Source organism: uncultured Granulicatella sp. (assembly GCF_963528195.1).
Lineage (GTDB): Bacteria > Bacillota > Bacilli > Lactobacillales > Aerococcaceae > Granulicatella.
Map to the genome: position 1 here is coordinate 1 of NZ_CAURVN010000001.1, position 17,984 is coordinate 17,984.

Genomic DNA, 17,984 nt, shown 5'->3' on the forward strand with positions numbered 1-17,984 from the left:
AATCTGGGCTTATAGCCCCGGTTCAAACCACCCGTTAGACGGGTGGTCATGATTTGCTTATTTTTAAAATTTTGAAAAAATCCTAGTAAATTTCATTTTTCCCTTTAAAAAAGGTTTTTTATTTATTTTATAAAAAAATGCAAAAATAGGCGAAATTTTTCAAAATCTTTGAGAATTCTCCCAAAAAAAGGTATAATACATTAGTGTGTGTATACCCAAATTAGAGAAAAGAGGAAAATCATGACAAAGATTGTAACAATTACAGAAGAATTTATTACATTAGGACAATTTTTAAAACATATTGATGTCATTACAACAGGTGGGCAAGCAAAATGGTATTTGCAAGAAACAGTTGTATTTGTCGATGGTGAAATTGAAAATCGTCGTGGTAGAAAACTTTATGATAAAACACGTGTAGAAATTCCTGAAGAAGGCATTTTTGTTGTGAAAAGAGAATCTGAGGAAGTTGTGGATGAGATTAGTTGAATTACAACTGAATCATTTCAGAAATTATGAAGAACTTTTTCTTGAATTTGGGAAAGGAGTTCATATTTTTATTGGTGAAAATGCTCAAGGAAAAACGAATTTAATGGAATCCATCTATACTTTGGCAATGACGAAGAGTCATCGTACCAATCAAGATCGTGAATTGATTATGTGGAATGAAGATACTGCTACCATTAAAGGAAAAGTAGAAAAGAAAATTAGCAATATTCCCTTAGAAATTCGTTTTTCAAATAAAGGAAAAATAGGACGAGTGAATCATTTAGAACAAAAAAAGCTTAGTTCCTATTTAGGACAATTAAATGTCATTTTATTTGCACCTGAAAATTTAGAATTAGTGAAAGGTGCCCCAGCAAATCGCCGAAAATTCATGGATATGGAACTAGGTCAAATGAATCCTATTTATTTACATGAATTAGTAGAATATCAACGCCTTATAAAACAAAGAAATCATTATTTAAAACAATTAGCGATAAAAAAATCATCAGCTGATCTTTATTTAGAAGTTTTAACAGAACAAGTCATTGAAAAGGCAAGTGCAATTTTAAACCATCGTTTAGAATTTATGGAACAATTGGAAGCTTTAGCTAGACCAATTCATGAACAAATTTCATTAGGAAGAGAAGAGTTTTCATTGAAATATCAAACATCCCTTTCGATTGAAAAAGGAATGTCTCAAGATGAAGTAAAAGAATTGTATCAAAAACAATTTGAAGCTGTACAAAAAAGAGAATTAGAACAAGCGAGTACTTTAGTCGGTCCGCATCGAGATGATTTGATTTTTTATTTAAATGATAAACCTGTTCAAAATTTTGGTTCTCAAGGGCAACAACGTTCAACTGTATTAAGTTTAAAATTAGCAGAAATAGAATTAATGAACATCGCTACTGGAGAATATCCAATTTTATTATTAGATGATGTGTTATCTGAATTAGATGATGATCGACAAACACATTTGATTAAAGCAATTGAAAATAAAGTACAAACATTCATAACAACGACTAGTTTAGATGGAATTCGTAAGCAATTTATTAATGAACCAATTGTATATCCGATTCATCAAGGTCAAGTTCAATGAAAAATGGAGTGTGAGAATAGAAAATGACAGAAGAAAATAAAGAAGTTCTTGCTGCACAATATGATGCCAGTCAGATTCAAGTATTAGAAGGATTAGAAGCTGTACGTAAACGTCCAGGGATGTATATTGGTTCTACAAGTAGTGCTGGTTTACACCATTTAGTATGGGAAATTGTTGATAACTCAATCGATGAGGCTTTAGCAGGATTTGCGACTCATATCGAAATTGAGATTACACCTGAAAACCATATCCGTGTTACTGATGATGGACGTGGAATTCCAGTTGATATTCAAGAAAAAACAGGACGTCCTGCCGTAGAAACTGTCTTTACGGTACTACATGCTGGTGGTAAATTCGGCGGCGGAGGTTACAAAGTTTCCGGTGGTCTTCACGGGGTAGGAGCTTCTGTTGTAAATGCACTTTCTACAGAGTTAACTGTCCAAGTTTTTAAAGATGGAAATATTTATGAACAGTCTTATAAACGTGGTGCTGTTTTAGAAGATTTAAAAGTAATTGGAAAAACGGATAAACATGGAACTAGCGTTTATTTTGTTCCAGATCCAGAAATTTTCCAAGAAACAACTGTATATGACTTTGAAAAATTAGCGAATCGTGTTCGAGAATTAGCTTTTTTAAATAAAGGATTAAAACTAACGATTACTGATTTGCGAGTAGAAGAGCCTGTTGTAAAAACATTTTATTATGAAGGCGGAATTAAAAGTTATGTAGAACATTTAAATAAGTCTAAGCAAGTATTATTTGAAGAACCTATTTATGTTGAAGGGGAACAAGATGGTATTCAAGTGGAAGTAGCTATGCAGTATACTTCAGGATACCATACGAATTTATTAAGTTTTACAAATAATATCCATACTTATGAAGGTGGAACACATGAATCTGGAATGAAAACCGCCCTTACTCGTGTTATTAATGATTACGCTCGTCGTCAAAAATTAATGAAAGAGAATGAAGAAAAATTAAGCGGGGAAGATGTACGTGAAGGATTAACGGCAGTTGTATCTATTAAACATCCTGATCCACAATTTGAAGGACAAACAAAAACAAAATTAGGAAATTCTGAAGCAAGAACAATTACAGATCGATTATTTGCGACTCATTTTGATAAATTTTTAATGGAAAATCCACAAGTTGCTCGTAAAATTGTTGAAAAAGGAATTTTAGCTTCTAAAGCACGTTTAGCTGCTAAAAGAGCGCGTGAAGTAACTCGTAAAAAATCTGGTTTAGAAATTTCTAATTTACCAGGGAAATTAGCAGACTGTTCAAGTAATGATCCAAGTGTTTCAGAAATCTTCATTGTCGAAGGAGATTCTGCGGGAGGTTCTGCAAAACAAGGACGTTCTCGTCACTTCCAAGCGATTTTACCAATTCGTGGTAAAATTTTAAACGTTGAAAAAGCAACATTAGATAAAATTTTAGCTAATGATGAAATCCGTTCACTATTTACTGCAATGGGAACTGGATTTGGTGGAGATTTTGATTTATCGAAAGCTCGTTATCATAAATTAGTCATTATGACCGATGCGGATGTCGATGGAGCGCATATTCGAACATTATTAATTACATTATTCTATCGTTATATGCGTCCAGTAGTAGAAGCAGGATATGTTTATATTGCGCAACCACCTCTTTATAAATTAAAACAAGGAAAACAAGAGTTTTATATTCAAAATGATGAGGAATTAGAAGCAAAATTAAAAGAACTTCCTGCTAGTCCAAAACCACAAATTTCTCGATATAAAGGTTTAGGAGAAATGGATGCGGAACAATTATGGGAAACAACAATGAATCCTCAAAATCGTTCGATGTTACAAGTAACGGTTGAAGATGCTGCTGAAGCTGATCAAGTGTTAGATATGTTAATGGGCGATAAAGTAGAACCACGTCGAGAATTTATTGAAGCAAATGCGAAATTTATTGATGTGAATGATTTAGATATTTAATGATTGAAGAAGAGGAGAGACAAAATGTCTGAGGAAAAAGATTTAGAATTTTTCGAAGAAAAATTCGAACCAACGGATTTAGCTAAAACAATGCGTAAATCATTTTTGGAATATTCCATGAGTGTTATTGTATCTCGTGCGCTTCCGGATGTTCGTGATGGGTTAAAACCCGTTCACCGTCGTATTTTATATGGAATGCATGAATTAGGAGTAACGCCAGATAAGCCCCATAAAAAATCTGCTCGTATTGTTGGGGATGTAATGGGTAAATACCATCCACACGGAGACTCTGCTATTTATGATGCAATGGTTCGTATGGCACAAGATTTCTCATATCGTTATCCATTAATTGATGGTCACGGAAACTTTGGTTCTGTCGACGGAGATAGTCCAGCGGCAATGCGTTATACCGAAGCAAGAATGAGTAAAATTGCTTTAGAAATGCTACGAGATATTAATAAAGATACGATTAATTATCGTGATAACTATGATTCAACAGAACGTGAACCAGAAGTTTTACCATCTCGTATTCCAAACCTTTTAGTCAATGGAGCAACAGGGATTGCGGTAGGGATGGCAACGAATATTCCTCCACATCATTTAGGGGAAGTGATTTCTGCATTACATTTGTTGATGAAAAATCCTGATGTCACAACAGCTGAATTGATGGAAGTATTACCAGGACCTGATTTTCCAACAGGTGGAATTGTATTAGGTAAATCTGGAATTCGTCGAGCTTATGAAACAGGTCGTGGATCTATTACGGTTCGTGGACGTGTACAAATCGAAGAATTAAAAAATGGAAAAGAACGTATTATTATTACGGAATTACCATATATGGTCAATAAAGCTCGTTTAGTTGAACGTATTTCGCAATTGCATCATGAAAAGAAAATTGAAGGAATTACGTATTTAAATGATGAATCTGACCGTAAAGGAATGCGTGTTGTTATTGAAGTGAGAAGAGATGTTTCTGCTTCAGTCGTTTTAAATAATTTATATAAATTAACGCCATTACAATCAAACTTTGGATTTAATATGTTAGCAATTGTAGGGCAAGAACCAAAAATTTTAAGCTTAAAAGAAATTTTACGATACTACTTAAATCACCAAGAAGAAGTGATTCGTCGTCGTAGTATTTTTGAAAAGAAAAAAGCAGAAGATCGTGCTCATATTTTAGAAGGATTACAAGTAGCTTTAGATCATATCGATGCCATTGTGGCGATTCTTCGTAGTTCTGCTAGTGGTGATATTGCCAAAGAACGTTTCATGAATGAATATGGATTAAGTGATAAACAAGCTCAAGCTATTTTAGATATGAGAATGGTTCGCTTAACAGGATTAGAACGTGAGAAAATCGATGCAGAATATGCAGATTTACAAGCACTTATCAAAGAATTAAATGAAATCTTAGCAAGCGAAGAAAGACGTTATGAAATTATCGAACAAGAATTATTAGAAATTCAACAAAAATTCGATAATCCTCGTCGTACTGAATTATTAGTAGGAGAAGCTTTAAGTTTAGAAGATGAAGACTTAATCGAACAAGAAGATGTAGTCATTACATTAACGAAAAATGGCTATATTAAACGATTAGCAAATTCTGAATTTAAAACACAACGTCGTGGTGGGCGTGGTGTACAAGGAATGAGCGTCCATGATGATGACTTTGTAGAAAATATGATTTCATGTTCAACTCATGATTCATTATTATTCTTTACGAATACAGGTAAAGTATATCAAGCAAAAGGATATGAAATTCCAGAATACAGTCGTACTGCTAAAGGATTACCAGTTATTAACTTATTGAATATTGACTCAACTGAGAAAATTCAAGCAATTATTAGTGTGCCGGAATCTGATGAAACAGAAAGATTCTTATTCTTTACAACTTTACGTGGAACTGTTAAACGTGTGAAATTATCAGACTTTAAAAATATTCGTACAAATGGATTACGTGCAATTCAATTACGAGAAGATGATCAATTAATTCGTGTAGTAGTAACAAGTGGTCAAGACGGCATCATTCTTGGAACTTACCACGGAAATGCTGTAACATTCCATGAAGAAAAAGTTCGTGCAATGGGTCGTACAGCAGCAGGGGTTCGAGGTGTATCTTTACGTGATGATGACTACGTGATTGGAATGGATATTTTAACACCTGAACGTGAAGTATTAGTCGTTAGTGAAAAAGGATATGGTAAACGTACTGCTGCCAGCGAATATGCCTTAAAAGGTCGTGGCGGTAAAGGAGTTAAAACTCTTCGTATTACTGAGAAAAATGGTCCTCTTGTATGCTTAAGAACCGTAACGGGTGAGGAAGATTTAATGATTATGACGAATAAAGGAGTAATCATTCGATTCCACGCTTCAGATGTTTCTCAAACAGGTCGTGGTGCTCTTGGAGTTCGTATGATGCGTTTAGATCAAGATGCTATTGTAAGTTCATTAGCCATTGTTGATCGTGAAGAGGAAGCAGAAGAAACGGTTACTTCATCTGAAGAAACAGTTGTTTCTGAAAAAGTAACCGAAAACTTACAAAACTTCGCACAAGAATTAGTAGACGAACAAGAATAAAACATTAAAATTAGACTTTTCTAAATTAGCAAAGGTGTTAAACATCTTTTCATGCTATGAAGAAAAGTCTTTTTTCTAATTATGATAAAAATACAAAATATCAAGCAATTCTTTAGAAAAATCAGACTTTAGTCACTAGTAAAGCGCTATTTTTAGGTGTATAATCAGCATAATTACAGGATGGGAGGAAGTTTATCATGATTGAATTTAAACAAGCAACAAAAAAATATGGAGATAAGGTAGCTTTAAACAACTTAAATTTAACAATTGAAAGTGGAGAAATTGTTGGATTAATTGGACATAATGGTGCAGGAAAATCTACGACCATTAAATCATTAGTGAGTATTTTACCACTTACAAGTGGAACGATTGAAGTAGATGGTGTTCCTCTATCACAAGATCCATTAACGATTAAGCGAAAAATTGGATATGTAGCAGATTCTCCAGATTTGTTTTTACGTTTAACGGCTAATGAATTTTGGGAATTAATTGCAGTTTCTTATCAATTAACAATGAACCAAATAGAAGAAAGATTAACGTATTTATTAGAGTTATTTGACTTTACTCCTTATCGTTATGATGTGATTGAATCATTTTCTCATGGGATGAGACAAAAAGTATTCGTCATTGGTGCTTTGTTATCTGATCCAGATATTTGGATTTTAGATGAACCATTAACTGGTTTAGATCCACAAGCTGCTTACGATTTGAAAAAAATGATGCGTGAACATGCTGAAAAAGGAAAAACAGTATTATTTTCTACTCACGTATTAGAAGTAGCAGAACAATTATGTGATCGTATTGCGATTTTGAAAAAAGGCGAATTATTATTTTACGGTACAATAGAAGAGTTAAAAGAACATAATCCTCAAGAGTCTCTTGAAAGTATTTATTTATCTTTAGCCGGACGTAAGGAAGGAGAGACTGTCGATGAATCTGCAAGCTGTTAGAAAATTAGTGAAGTTGAATTTATTATATGCAGTTGCTCCTGCTCAATTAGCTGCTTACCGACAAAAACAAGAAAAAAATCCACTGAAAAAAATCGATATTCCTAAAAAAATCCTTCGTTCTCAGCTTATGATTGGATTAATTTATATCGCTTTTTTTGGGGTGCTTAATTCATTGGTAAACCCTATTGGAAACAATCCTGTCCTATTTGCGAATATGATTAGTATTTTTAGTGCTTTTACATTTTCTCAAAGTTTTATTGCTTTTTATAATGTATTTTACGAAAGTAAAGATTTAACTTCTTATCGACCTTATGCTTTTAGAGAAGTAGAGATTATTCTTGGAAAAGCTATTTCTGTTATGATGGTCGCTTTAATGGGATTAGGGCCTATTATTGCTTATTTTATCGTTTTACCGATTCAATATGGAAAAGATTTTTGGTATACCATTCCTTTAATGATTATCAATTGTTTCATCTTATTAGTCTTTTTAGGAGTATTTATTTTTACACTCGTACATTATTTGACAAGTTTGTCAGTTTTTAAGAAGTATAAAAATATTATTTCGAATATTTTATTAGGGTTTGTTTCTATTTTTTCAGGTTTACTTTATATTTTAATTTCTAATCATAATATGGTTTCAATATTAACGAAACAAGAGAGAGCTTTTATTCCTCCTTTTGAAGCATTTTATGCGATGATTCTTCATCCATTATCGCTTGACGGAATGATTGGCTATATTGGTTGGATTGGAATTACAGTTCTCTTATTAGTGAATATTTACTATAAAGTATTGCCAACCTTTTATGAAAAAGCGATGGAAGTTAGTTCAATTCAACAATATTCTAAAAGGGTTCGTAGCTTTACATTGGATAATTTTTCAAAATTAGTGAGAAAATACCATATCCAATTAATAAAAGAAGGATCCATTATTGTTCAAGGAATCATTGCACCAAGTATTTTACCGTATTTGATGTTATTACCAATGATTTTTGGAATAATGAGAGAAGGAATTCCTGTTAGAGAATTTTTTACCTTCCGATTTTTACTTTCTTATTTATTATTTGCATTACTGTTTGCAGTAACGAATTCAATTGGAAATAGCTTAACAAGTATTGGTTTTTCTTTAGAAAGAGATAATTTTGAATATTTAAAAGTATTACCAATTGATATGAAAAAATATGCTCGTGAAAAATTTAAAGTCTTATTTTTAACGCAATCTTCTGTGCCAATTCTATCATTAAGTATTGTATTATTAGTACTACGCATGCCAGTTTTATTAGTATTAACAATAATATTTACTTGGTTTTCGATTAGTTTTGGCTTATCAGCTTGGGGATTTGAAAGAGACTATCGACTACGTGTTACAAATTGGAGTAATATTGTCGAATTACAAAGTAGAGGAAATAAATTTTTATTAGGATTTTTAATGTTTATTTTATTTATGCTTTTAATTCTTTGTATAGCAGTCTCTTTCCCAATTATTCACTTCCTTCCAGAAACAATTGGATATCTCATAGGCGCTGCAGCTTTTATTATTCTGAATGGGCTAGGGCTATTTTTCGGTGAATTTTATTTAAGAAAATTGAAAAAAGCTTTATAATAATAGAAGAGAGGGGAGTATGTAGAAATGACTGAAAAAGAAGTATTATCTATAAGTACAGATTTCCCTGAAATTTCTAATGAGATGATTAATGAAAATGGTGAAGTAGTTGTAGATGAGTTTTATCAAAATATGATTTATCAAATTGATCCTAATGATAAAGGAGAAAAATATTCTAAAGAAGAATTATTAAAAGAATTAGGGATTGTTTAATTACTTTACTAAAAAAATATTTATATGATTTAAGACCATGGTGATATTGATATATAGGACTCCATAGTGAAAACTATGGAGTTTTTGTAGTTTATATTATAGTTTAAAACTATAATATAAGATAATAATTAGATAATTGACTAGAACAGTTTCTCCTGTTATTCTAAGTTCAGTTAAAGAAACGCACTGTGAAAAGGTGAGTAGAGAAGGAAACTTGTTTAGAGAGTCTCGGTAGGTGAAAAGAGATCAAGATTGAATTTTTGAAGATGGCCTTGGAGTGTTAGATATTGAATGATTAAATATCTACGGGTAGCCCGATATAGCAAGAGTATAAAGATACTCAAAGAGGGAATTATTGCGAAATAATTCTAAACCAAGGTGGTAACGCGAATTTTCGTCCTTGCAGTGAAAACTGTAAGGATTTTTTATTTTAGGAGGAATATATTATGACAAAACAACAAGCACCATTTAGAGTAGACCACGTAGGAAGTTTCTTACGTCCAAAAGAATTAGTAGAAGCAAGAGAAAAATTTGCGAACGGTGAAATTACACGAGAAGAATTAACAGCAGTGGAAGATAAAACGATTCAAGAAATTGTAAAAAAACAAATTGCTGCTGGTTTACAAGGAGTAACAGATGGAGAATTCCGTCGTGCTTACTGGCATTTAGACTTCTTTTGGGGTTTTAACGGAGTAGAACATGTAGTGGGTGAACGTGGCTATTTATTTCATGGAATTGAAACAAAAGCTGATACTGCAGTACTTAAAGCACCGATTAATGGGAAAAATCACCCATTTGTTAAACATTTTGAGTTTTTAAGAGATTTAGTTAAAGAAGAAGATGTGATTGTTAAATTTACTATTCCTTCTCCTTCACAATTTTATTTTGAATTAATTCGTACACCAGAGCATGTTGCTGCTTGGGAAGCTGTTTATTCAACAACAGATGAATTATTCGAGGCTATTATTAAAGCTTATTCTGAAGTGATTCAAGATTTATATGATGCAGGACTTAGAACATTACAATTAGACGACTGTACATGGGGAGCATTAGTAGACGATGGATTTACAAAACGTTTCCGTGAAGAGCGTCCATTAGAAGAAGTAAGAAGAGAGTTTGCTGCTCGTGCGTTACGTTTAAACAATGGTGTTATTGCAAATGCACCTAAAGATTTATTGATTAACACTCACGTTTGTCGTGGTAATTTCCATTCTACTTGGATTTCTCAAGGGGGATACAATAAAGTAGAAGATGAGTTATTAGGTGGAGAAAATGTAAATGCATATTATTTAGAATTTGATACAGACCGTGCAGGGGACTTTAAACCATTAGCAAAAGTTGGAACAGAGAAAAAAGTAGTTCTTGGACTATTAACTTCAAAATTTGCTGATTTAGAAAATAAAGATGAAATTATTGCTCGTATTAAAGAAGCTAGTCAGTATGTACCATTAGAAAATCTATATTTAAGCACACAATGTGGATTTGCTTCAACAGAAGAAGGAAATGTAATTAAAGAAGAAGACCAATGGAAGAAAATTGCATTAATTAGCGAAATTGCACAAGAAGTTTGGGGAAAATAAACCTAGTATTATAAAGCAAATAAAGGGCTATGGGGAGATTCATGTTAATCCATAGCCTTACATTTTTTTAGAAATGAAGTGTCATAATGACAGCATTTCAACAAACACCAGGATCACCTGTGCGTGCAATTGCTTATTTACCAGAAGCTGAATAATAGAAAAGAGGAATAAATATGTCAAATCATGAAAATTGTAATTGTTGTCAAAAAGCGCCTTTCCGTTTAGATCACGTAGGAAGTTTTTTACGTCCAGAGCGTTTAAAAGAAGCTCGTGCAAAATTTAATGCTGGAGAAATTACTGCTGAAGAATTAGAACGTGTAGAAAACGAAGAAATCATTGCCTTAGTTAAAAAAGAGAAAGAACTTGGACTTCAATCTATTACAGATGGAGAATTTCGTCGTGCTTTCTGGCACTTAGACTTTTTAGAAAACTTAGATGGAGTGGAACTAGTAGAAGTAGAACATTTCTCTGTTCAATTTAAAGATAAAGATGTAAAACCAAAAACTTTACGCATTGTTGGCAAAATTGATTTTTCTGAAAACCATCCATTCGTAAAACATTTCAAATTCTTAAAAGAACATGCAGGTGATACACCAGTTAAATTAACAATTCCTTCACCAAGTATGTTACATTTAATTACACAAGTACGTGAGAAAAATTATGTCCCAATTGATCGTTACAAAGATAATGAAGCATTATTTTATGATGATGTTGTGACAGCCTATCGTAAAGCTCTACAATGCTTCTATGACTTAGGATGCCGTAATATTCAATTAGATGATACAAGTTGGGGAGAATTTTGTGCTTTAGATAAGCGTGAAGCCTATGAAGCACGTGGATTTGATTTGGAACAAATTGCTCGTGATTATGTAGACGTTTTAAACCGTGTAATTGAATGGAAAACAGAAGATTTAGTAGTAAACATGCATATTTGCCGTGGAAACTTCCGTTCAACATGGTTCTCTAGTGGTGGTTATGAACCAGTTGCTAAGACTTTATTCGGTCATTGCCGTGTAGATGGATTCTTCTTAGAATATGATAGTGACCGTGCTGGAGACTTTACTCCATTACGCTATATTAAAGACCAAAAAGTGGTACTTGGATTAATTACTTCTAAATCTGGTGACTTAGAAGATAAAGATGAAGTGATTTCTCGTATTAAAGAAGCAAGCCAATATGTTCCTCTTGAACAATTATGTTTAAGTCCTCAATGTGGATTCTCTTCAACAGAAGAAGGAAATATTTTAACGATTGAAGCGCAATGGGATAAATTAAAACTAATTGACGAAATTGTTCGTGAAGTTTGGAAATAAATATTGAACAGTATGTGGATTTTCTGCATACTGTTTTTTATATAAAAATTAATGCAAAATCGTTGTCAGAATGCAAATTCTCTGCTATAATAATGGAACGTGAGTATTAGTATTAATACTCTCCTTGCTTATTCAAAAGAATAAGCCAAAAGACCATAAGGAGGTGACAGTCAATGAGTCAAACATCAAAATACGAGATTTTATACATCATCCGTCCAAACATCGATGAAGCTGCTAAAGCTGAATTGGTTGCAAGATTTGATGCTGTATTAACAGACAATGGCGCTGTTGTTGTTGAATCTAAAGACTGGGCGAAACGTCGTTTTGCATACGAAATTAAAGATTTCCACGAAGGTATCTATCATTTAGTGAATATCACTGCTGAAGATGCAAAAGCAATTGACGAATTCGACCGTTTAGCTAAAATCAGCAATGACATCTTACGTCATATGATTGTTAAAGTAGAAGCATTTGCTTAATATTAAGTAAAACAAATCTTGAAAGGAGCAGATACTATGATCAATAATGTTGTGTTAGTAGGTCGTTTAACTCGACCAGTAGACTTAAAATATACTCCAAATGGAGTAGCAGTTGGAACTTTTTCAATTGCATGTGACCGCCGTTATACAAATCAACAAGGAACTCGAGAAACAGACTTTATTAACTGTAGAGTTTGGAGAAAATCAGCAGAAAATTTAGCGAAGTTTACTCGTAAAGGTTCATTAATTGGAGTTGAAGGTCATATTGAAACTAGAAGTTATGAAAATCAACAAGGACAAAAAGTTTATGTGACTGAAGTTATTGTTGATAACTTTTCATTCTTAGAGTCAAAAAATGTTACTGAACAACGTCCAGGAAATGATGCATATAATGGTTATTCACAACAAAATCAGTATCAATCACAAGGTGGTTTTAACTCACCAAGTGCTCCTACATCATCATTTGGAAATGTTCCAGCAGATCCATTCTTAGCTAATGGTGAAGCAATTAATATTTCTGACGATGATTTACCATTCTAATCAAAAGGAGGATACCGTAATGGCTCAACAACGTAGAGGTGGCGGCGTTCGTCGTCGTAAAAAAGTTTGCTACTTTACTGCAAACCACATTAAATATATCGATTACAAAGATGTAGAATTATTAAAACGCTACATTTCTGAAAAAGGTAAAATTTTACCACGTCGTGTAACAGGTACTTGTGCTAAATATCAACGTCTTTTAACTGTTGCAATCAAACGTGCTCGTATTATGGGATTATTACCATTTACAACTGTAGACTAATAAAAACAAAGGACTGGTTTTCCAGTCCTTTTTTCTATCAAAATGTTTCACGTGAAACATTAGAAGTTCCTCTCTGATGTTGGAGTAAATGTTTCACGTGAAACATTTTGAAAAAGCATGAAGGGTATTCCTTAGCTTTAAAATATGTTAAAATAGTTATAGAAAGATGGTGATAAACATATGTTGAATCATTTTAAAGAATGGTATGAAAAGCTTCCATCTTATCTAAAAATTCCTTCTGTAAAATATTATGGAGGATCCTTTATAATCCTTTTAACTGTTCTTTGTATTATGAGTTTTGTGACTCATATATGGCTAGGATTCATTTTACTACTTTGGTTATGTTTATTTGCCATATTAGTATATTTTTCAGTTCAGCATATTAGTAAACAAATAAATGAATATGCAATTGATTTAGCTTACAAGATTCGCAAAGGTGAGCAAGATGCATATTTAAAAATGCCAATTGGTATGATTTTATATGATATGAATGAAAATATTACATGGATTAATCCTTATCTTCAGAAAAAACTCCAAAGACAGGATGTTATTGGGATTCCACTAAAGGATTTAAATGAACGATTATATTATCAAGTGAAAAGACAAATTCAAAATCAAAAAGAAAATGATATTTTTACTCACGAAGATAAAAAATATCAAGTAATCGTACATCCAGATATTCGAATGATATATTTAACGGATATTACAGAATATGCAAGTATTGAGGAAAAATATCATGAAGAACAAATAGTATTTGGACAAATATTTTTAGATAATTTCTCTGAAGTTTCCCAGTCATTAAATGATAGAAGAAAATCAAATTTAAATAATTTCATAACGAATCAATTGTCTAGTTGGGCAATCCATCATAATATCTTTATGAAAAGAGTGGATGATGATCGTTTTATTGCATTTTTAAATCGTAAATCATTAGAAACTTTGGAAAAAGAAAAGTTTGATATTATGGATAAGATTCGTGAAACTACAGCAAAACAAAACTTTCCATTAACGGTAAGTATGGGGTTCTCCTATTCAGATAAGAAGACTAGTGATGTGAAATATCCAGAAATTGCTTCATATGCTCAAGCAAACTTAGACTTAGCTTTAGGACGTGGTGGAGATCAAGTAGTTGTTCGTTCCCAAAATGAAGATGCACGTTTCTATGGTGGGAAATCTAACCCTATGGAAAAACGTACGAGAGTTAGAGCTAGAATGGTTTCTCAAGCATTAAAAGATTTAATGGAAGAAGCATCTGAAATCATTGTAATGGGACATCAGTTTCCAGATATGGACGCTATTGGAGCATGTTTAGGAATTCGACGTATTGCAAACATGAATCAGAAAAAAGCTTGGATTGTGACAAATAAAAATCAATATTCACATGATATTCATAAACTAATGGATGTTATTCGAGAACAAAAAGCACTACGAGAAGATATTATTACTCCTGAAGAAGCGTTGGAAAAACTAACACCAAGCACATTAGTTATATTAGTAGATGTTAGTCGCCCAGTAATTGCTGCTGCTCCTGAGGTATTAGAGCAAGCAAATAAAATTGTTGTCATTGATCACCATAGAAGGAGCCAAGATTTTCCTAAAAATCCAGTATTAGTTTATATTGAACCATATGCTTCTTCAACTGGTGAATTGATTACAGAATTATTTGAATATCAAAATGATAATGTAGAAAGTATTCAACCAATTGAAGCAACTGCCATGTTAGGTGGAATTATTGTAGATACAAGGAACTTTACTTTAAGAACAGGATCTAGAACCTTTGATGCAGCAAGTTATTTAAAATCAGTTGGGGCCGATACAATATTAATTCAAAGATTATTGAAAGAAAATGTTGAAACTTATTTATTAAGAAGTCATTTATTAAATTCATTAATTTTATTAGAAAATAATATTGGTATTGTACAAGGAGAAGAAGATACTCCTTATCCAACAGTGGTGGCTGCACAAACAGCAGATATGATGCTTTCAATGGAAAATATTGATGCTTCATTTGTTGTTACAAAACGTGAGGATGGACGTATTGGTATTAGTGGTCGAAGTTTAGGAAATAAAAATGTACAACGTGTAATGGAAAAAATGGGTGGTGGTGGACACCTCTCAAATGCAGCTACTCAATTAAGTGATACTACAATTGCAGAGGCTATTATTCAATTAAAAGAAGTGATTTCTGAATTAGGAAATGATATAGATTTATAGGAGGTAAGAAAAATGAAAGTAATTTTTCTACAAGATGTTAAAGGTAAAGGTAAAAAAGGAGACGTTAAAAACGTAGCAGATGGCTATGCACAAAATTTCCTTATTAAAAATGGTTTAGCTAAAGAAGCTACAACTGCGAGCTTATCAACTTTAGCAGGTCAAAAGAAAGCTGAAGAAAAACATAATGCTGAATTATTAGCTAAAGCAAAAGAATTAAAAGAATTCTTAGAAAAAGAAGAAACAGTTGTAACGATTAAAGCAAAAGCTGGTGAAGATGGTCGTTTATTTGGAGCTATTCCAGCAAAACAAATTGCAGAAGAATTCAATAAAACATTTAATGTATCATTAGATCGTCGTAAATTTGAATTAGCTGCACCAATTCGTGCACTAGGATTTGCAAGAGTACCAGTAAAATTACATCATGATGTAGAAGCAACATTAACTGTGAATATTGTTGCTCAATAAATTTTTGAATGACTAAAGGGCTGTGGATAAGTTTTCCACAGCTTTTTATATTGTTTAATTGTTAAAATAATCACAAAGTTTAATAAATAAAAACCACCGATTTTCATCGGTGGAAAAAAGGATTAGAAATATTTATTTTGGGAGGATAAATATTCTTATTTGGGAATGACTAAAGTATAGAGGAAGATTATGAAGAAATTATGAAATAAATTTATAGATTTTATTATGTTTTATAAAAATCATTTATGATAGGCATGTCCCGCTGTAATTCGGAAAGAACGATAAATTTGTTCTACTAAAACTAGTCTCATTAATTGATGAGGAAGAGTAATTCTACCAAACGAAATTTTAGCATTCGCACGTTTTTTAACCGTATCACTTAAACCTAATGAACCACCAATAATGAAAACAATGGAACTTTTTCCATTTATTCCATAATTTTCAATCTTTTCAGCTAATTGTTCTGAACTTATTAAATCCCCTTCAATTGCCATAGCAATAACGGTATCAGAATCCTTTATTTTTGAAAGAATCTTTTCTCCTTCTTTATCTTTGACCTGTTCCATTTCTTTTTCACTTAGATTTTCTGGGGCTTTTTCATCTGGGACTTCAATTAGTTGTAGTTTACAATAACTCCCTAATCGTTTGGCATATTCATCTATTCCTTGTTTCAGATATTTTTCTTTTAATTTCCCAACACTAATAATGGTAATATTCATATAAGTCTCCTTTAAAAAGTTTACGTTAGTATTATACTAAATATTTGGATAAGATTTCATTTATTTTATCGATTTTTTTTTTGAAAAGCATTATAATTTTCAAGAATAGATTTTTATCATTAATGGAGGAATTAAATGATTCGTTTTTTATTTCAACAATCCATTCCTAAAAGAATAGCAGCTAGTTTTGCTATCGTCATTTTAGTGGGTTCTTTATTATTAAACTTACCTATCTCACAATTAGAGACTTCACAGGCAACATATTTTGATCATTTGTTTACGACAGTTTCTATGGTTTGTGTAACTGGATTATTTACTCAACCAGTCGCTGCTACTTATAATACATTTGGGCAAATAATTTGTATGTTCTTAATGCAAATTGGTGGGCTTGGGTTAATGAGTATGATTGCCTTTTTCTTCTTTGATTCAGGAAAGAAACTATCTTTAACAGATCGTTTAGCACTACAAGATAGTTTGAACAGAGATGATACAAAGAATTTTAAAGATTACTTACGTACGATTTTTAAATATAGTTTTATCATTGAAGGAATAGCAGCTATATTATTTATGATACGTTTTATTCCAATGTTAGGGGTTGGAAAAGGGATATTTACTTCCATATTTTTTGCGATTTCTGCTTTTTGTAATGCTGGATTTGATAATTTAGGTGACAATAGTTTAATCAATTATGCAACAGATCCACTTTTAATGTTTGGTATTTCAGCATTAATTATATTAGGTGGTATTGGTTTTGCAGTTTGGTTTGATGTGAAAAATTCTATCTTATTACATCAGTTTTCAAATTCGAAGAAAAAAAGAAAAACATTCTATCAACGATTACAATATCATACAAAAGTGGTATTATTATTAACAGTGATTTTATTAGTGGGTGGAACGTTATTAACCTTAATGACAGAATGGAATAATCCAAATACAATTGGACAATTGCCTATTTTTGAAAAAGTTCTAGTGAGTTTTTTTCAAACTGTAACGATGAGAACAGCAGGATTTGCAAGTATTGATTATACAAAAGCTAATCCCTCTACTTTATTACTTTATTGTATTCAAATGTTTATTGGAGGTTCTCCAGGAGGAACTGCAGGTGGGGTTAAAACAACAACTGTATTAGTCGTTTTATTATTTATTCGCTCAGAAATTTATGAGAAAAAGTCCATTAATTTTAGACATCATACGATTTCTTATGAAATGGCAAGAAAATCATTAATGATTTTTATTATCTTTACAGTATTAATATTAAGTAGTTTATTCTTATTAAGTATTACAGATCCACAAGCTCCTTTATTATATACATTATTTGAAACGATTTCTGCCATTTGTACAGTAGGAGTAACGGCTAATTTAACACCAACTTTATCAATATTTGGGAAAATCATTATTATGATATTAATGTTTATTGGAAGAATTGGACCTTTAACGGTATTATTAAGTTTCTCAAATCGTAAGAAACAAGATTCACTTATAAAATATGCGAAAGCACCATTATTAATTGGATAGAAAGTAGGATTAAG

The 17,984-nt window shown here is 32.0% G+C and carries 16 protein-coding genes and 1 other annotated feature; of the genes, 15 read left to right on the forward strand and 1 reads right to left on the reverse strand.

Features of this window, described 5'->3' with window-relative positions; genetic code table 11:
• The first annotated feature begins 240 nt into the window (after positions 1-240).
• From yaaA to rplI, 14 genes are all read left to right on the forward strand, one after another.
• On the forward strand, positions 241-486 hold the full coding sequence (gene yaaA, locus RWR88_RS00005) for a S4 domain-containing protein YaaA (protein WP_314077739.1): 246 nt from the start codon (positions 241-243) through the stop codon (positions 484-486).
• Positions 473-1,582, forward strand: a complete 1,110-nt coding sequence (gene recF, locus RWR88_RS00010; RefSeq protein WP_314449889.1) for a DNA replication/repair protein RecF — start codon at positions 473-475, stop codon at positions 1,580-1,582. Before yaaA ends, recF begins: the two co-directional genes overlap by 14 nt.
• A gap of 23 nt (positions 1,583-1,605) precedes the next feature.
• Positions 1,606-3,543 carry a DNA topoisomerase (ATP-hydrolyzing) subunit B gene (gene gyrB / locus RWR88_RS00015; RefSeq protein ID WP_314349222.1) on the forward strand — a complete coding sequence of 646 codons (1,938 nt, stop codon included), beginning with the start codon at positions 1,606-1,608 and terminating at the stop codon, positions 3,541-3,543.
• 24 nt (positions 3,544-3,567) lie between these two features.
• Complete coding sequence (gene gyrA / locus RWR88_RS00020) at positions 3,568-6,120, forward strand: DNA gyrase subunit A (protein WP_314449891.1); 2,553 nt, start codon at positions 3,568-3,570, stop codon at positions 6,118-6,120.
• Positions 6,121-6,317: 197 nt separating this feature from the next.
• A complete protein-coding gene (locus RWR88_RS00025; protein WP_314112700.1) occupies positions 6,318-7,070 on the forward strand; it encodes an ABC transporter ATP-binding protein in 753 nt (250 codons plus the stop codon).
• Positions 7,051-8,670, forward strand: a complete 1,620-nt coding sequence (locus tag RWR88_RS00030) for a hypothetical protein (RefSeq protein WP_314449893.1) — start codon at positions 7,051-7,053, stop codon at positions 8,668-8,670. Before RWR88_RS00025 ends, RWR88_RS00030 begins: the two co-directional genes overlap by 20 nt.
• Positions 8,671-8,697: 27 nt before the next feature.
• Positions 8,698-8,883, forward strand: a complete 186-nt coding sequence (locus RWR88_RS00035; protein WP_314449895.1) for a hypothetical protein — start codon at positions 8,698-8,700, stop codon at positions 8,881-8,883.
• Between the two features lie 179 nt (positions 8,884-9,062).
• Positions 9,063-9,288, forward strand: a binding site (T-box leader).
• 41 nt (positions 9,289-9,329) lie between these two features.
• On the forward strand, positions 9,330-10,463 hold the full coding sequence (locus RWR88_RS00040) for a 5-methyltetrahydropteroyltriglutamate--homocysteine S-methyltransferase (protein ID WP_314449897.1): 1,134 nt from the start codon (positions 9,330-9,332) through the stop codon (positions 10,461-10,463).
• 173 nt (positions 10,464-10,636) lie between these two features.
• Positions 10,637-11,776, forward strand: coding sequence for a 5-methyltetrahydropteroyltriglutamate--homocysteine S-methyltransferase (locus RWR88_RS00045; protein WP_314449899.1), 1,140 nt, complete (start codon positions 10,637-10,639; stop codon positions 11,774-11,776).
• A gap of 173 nt (positions 11,777-11,949) precedes the next feature.
• The gene (gene rpsF, locus RWR88_RS00050; RefSeq protein WP_314112710.1) at positions 11,950-12,255 is read left to right on the forward strand and encodes a 30S ribosomal protein S6; all 306 of its coding nucleotides are present in this window, start codon (positions 11,950-11,952) and stop codon (positions 12,253-12,255) included.
• Positions 12,256-12,291: 36 nt separating this feature from the next.
• A complete protein-coding gene (gene ssb / locus RWR88_RS00055; protein WP_314449900.1) occupies positions 12,292-12,795 on the forward strand; it encodes a single-stranded DNA-binding protein in 504 nt (167 codons plus the stop codon).
• A 19-nt stretch (positions 12,796-12,814) separates the two neighbouring features.
• On the forward strand, positions 12,815-13,057 hold the full coding sequence (rpsR, locus tag RWR88_RS00060; RefSeq protein WP_314349230.1) for a 30S ribosomal protein S18: 243 nt from the start codon (positions 12,815-12,817) through the stop codon (positions 13,055-13,057).
• A 180-nt stretch (positions 13,058-13,237) separates the two neighbouring features.
• A complete protein-coding gene (locus RWR88_RS00065) occupies positions 13,238-15,271 on the forward strand; it encodes a DHH family phosphoesterase (RefSeq protein ID WP_314449904.1) in 2,034 nt (677 codons plus the stop codon).
• Between the two features lie 12 nt (positions 15,272-15,283).
• Complete coding sequence (gene rplI, locus RWR88_RS00070) at positions 15,284-15,736, forward strand: 50S ribosomal protein L9 (RefSeq protein ID WP_006703121.1); 453 nt, start codon at positions 15,284-15,286, stop codon at positions 15,734-15,736.
• 239 nt (positions 15,737-15,975) lie between these two features.
• Here rplI and rlmH read toward each other — a convergent pair whose 3' ends face one another.
• Positions 15,976-16,455 (reverse strand): 23S rRNA (pseudouridine(1915)-N(3))-methyltransferase RlmH, encoded by a 480-nt coding sequence (rlmH, locus tag RWR88_RS00075; protein ID WP_314349232.1) that lies wholly within the window; start codon positions 16,453-16,455, stop codon positions 15,976-15,978.
• Positions 16,456-16,590: 135 nt separating this feature from the next.
• Between rlmH and RWR88_RS00080 the strand changes: the two genes are divergently transcribed.
• A complete protein-coding gene (locus RWR88_RS00080) occupies positions 16,591-17,970 on the forward strand; it encodes a potassium transporter TrkG (protein ID WP_314449907.1) in 1,380 nt (459 codons plus the stop codon).
• Positions 17,971-17,984: the final 14 nt, after the last annotated feature.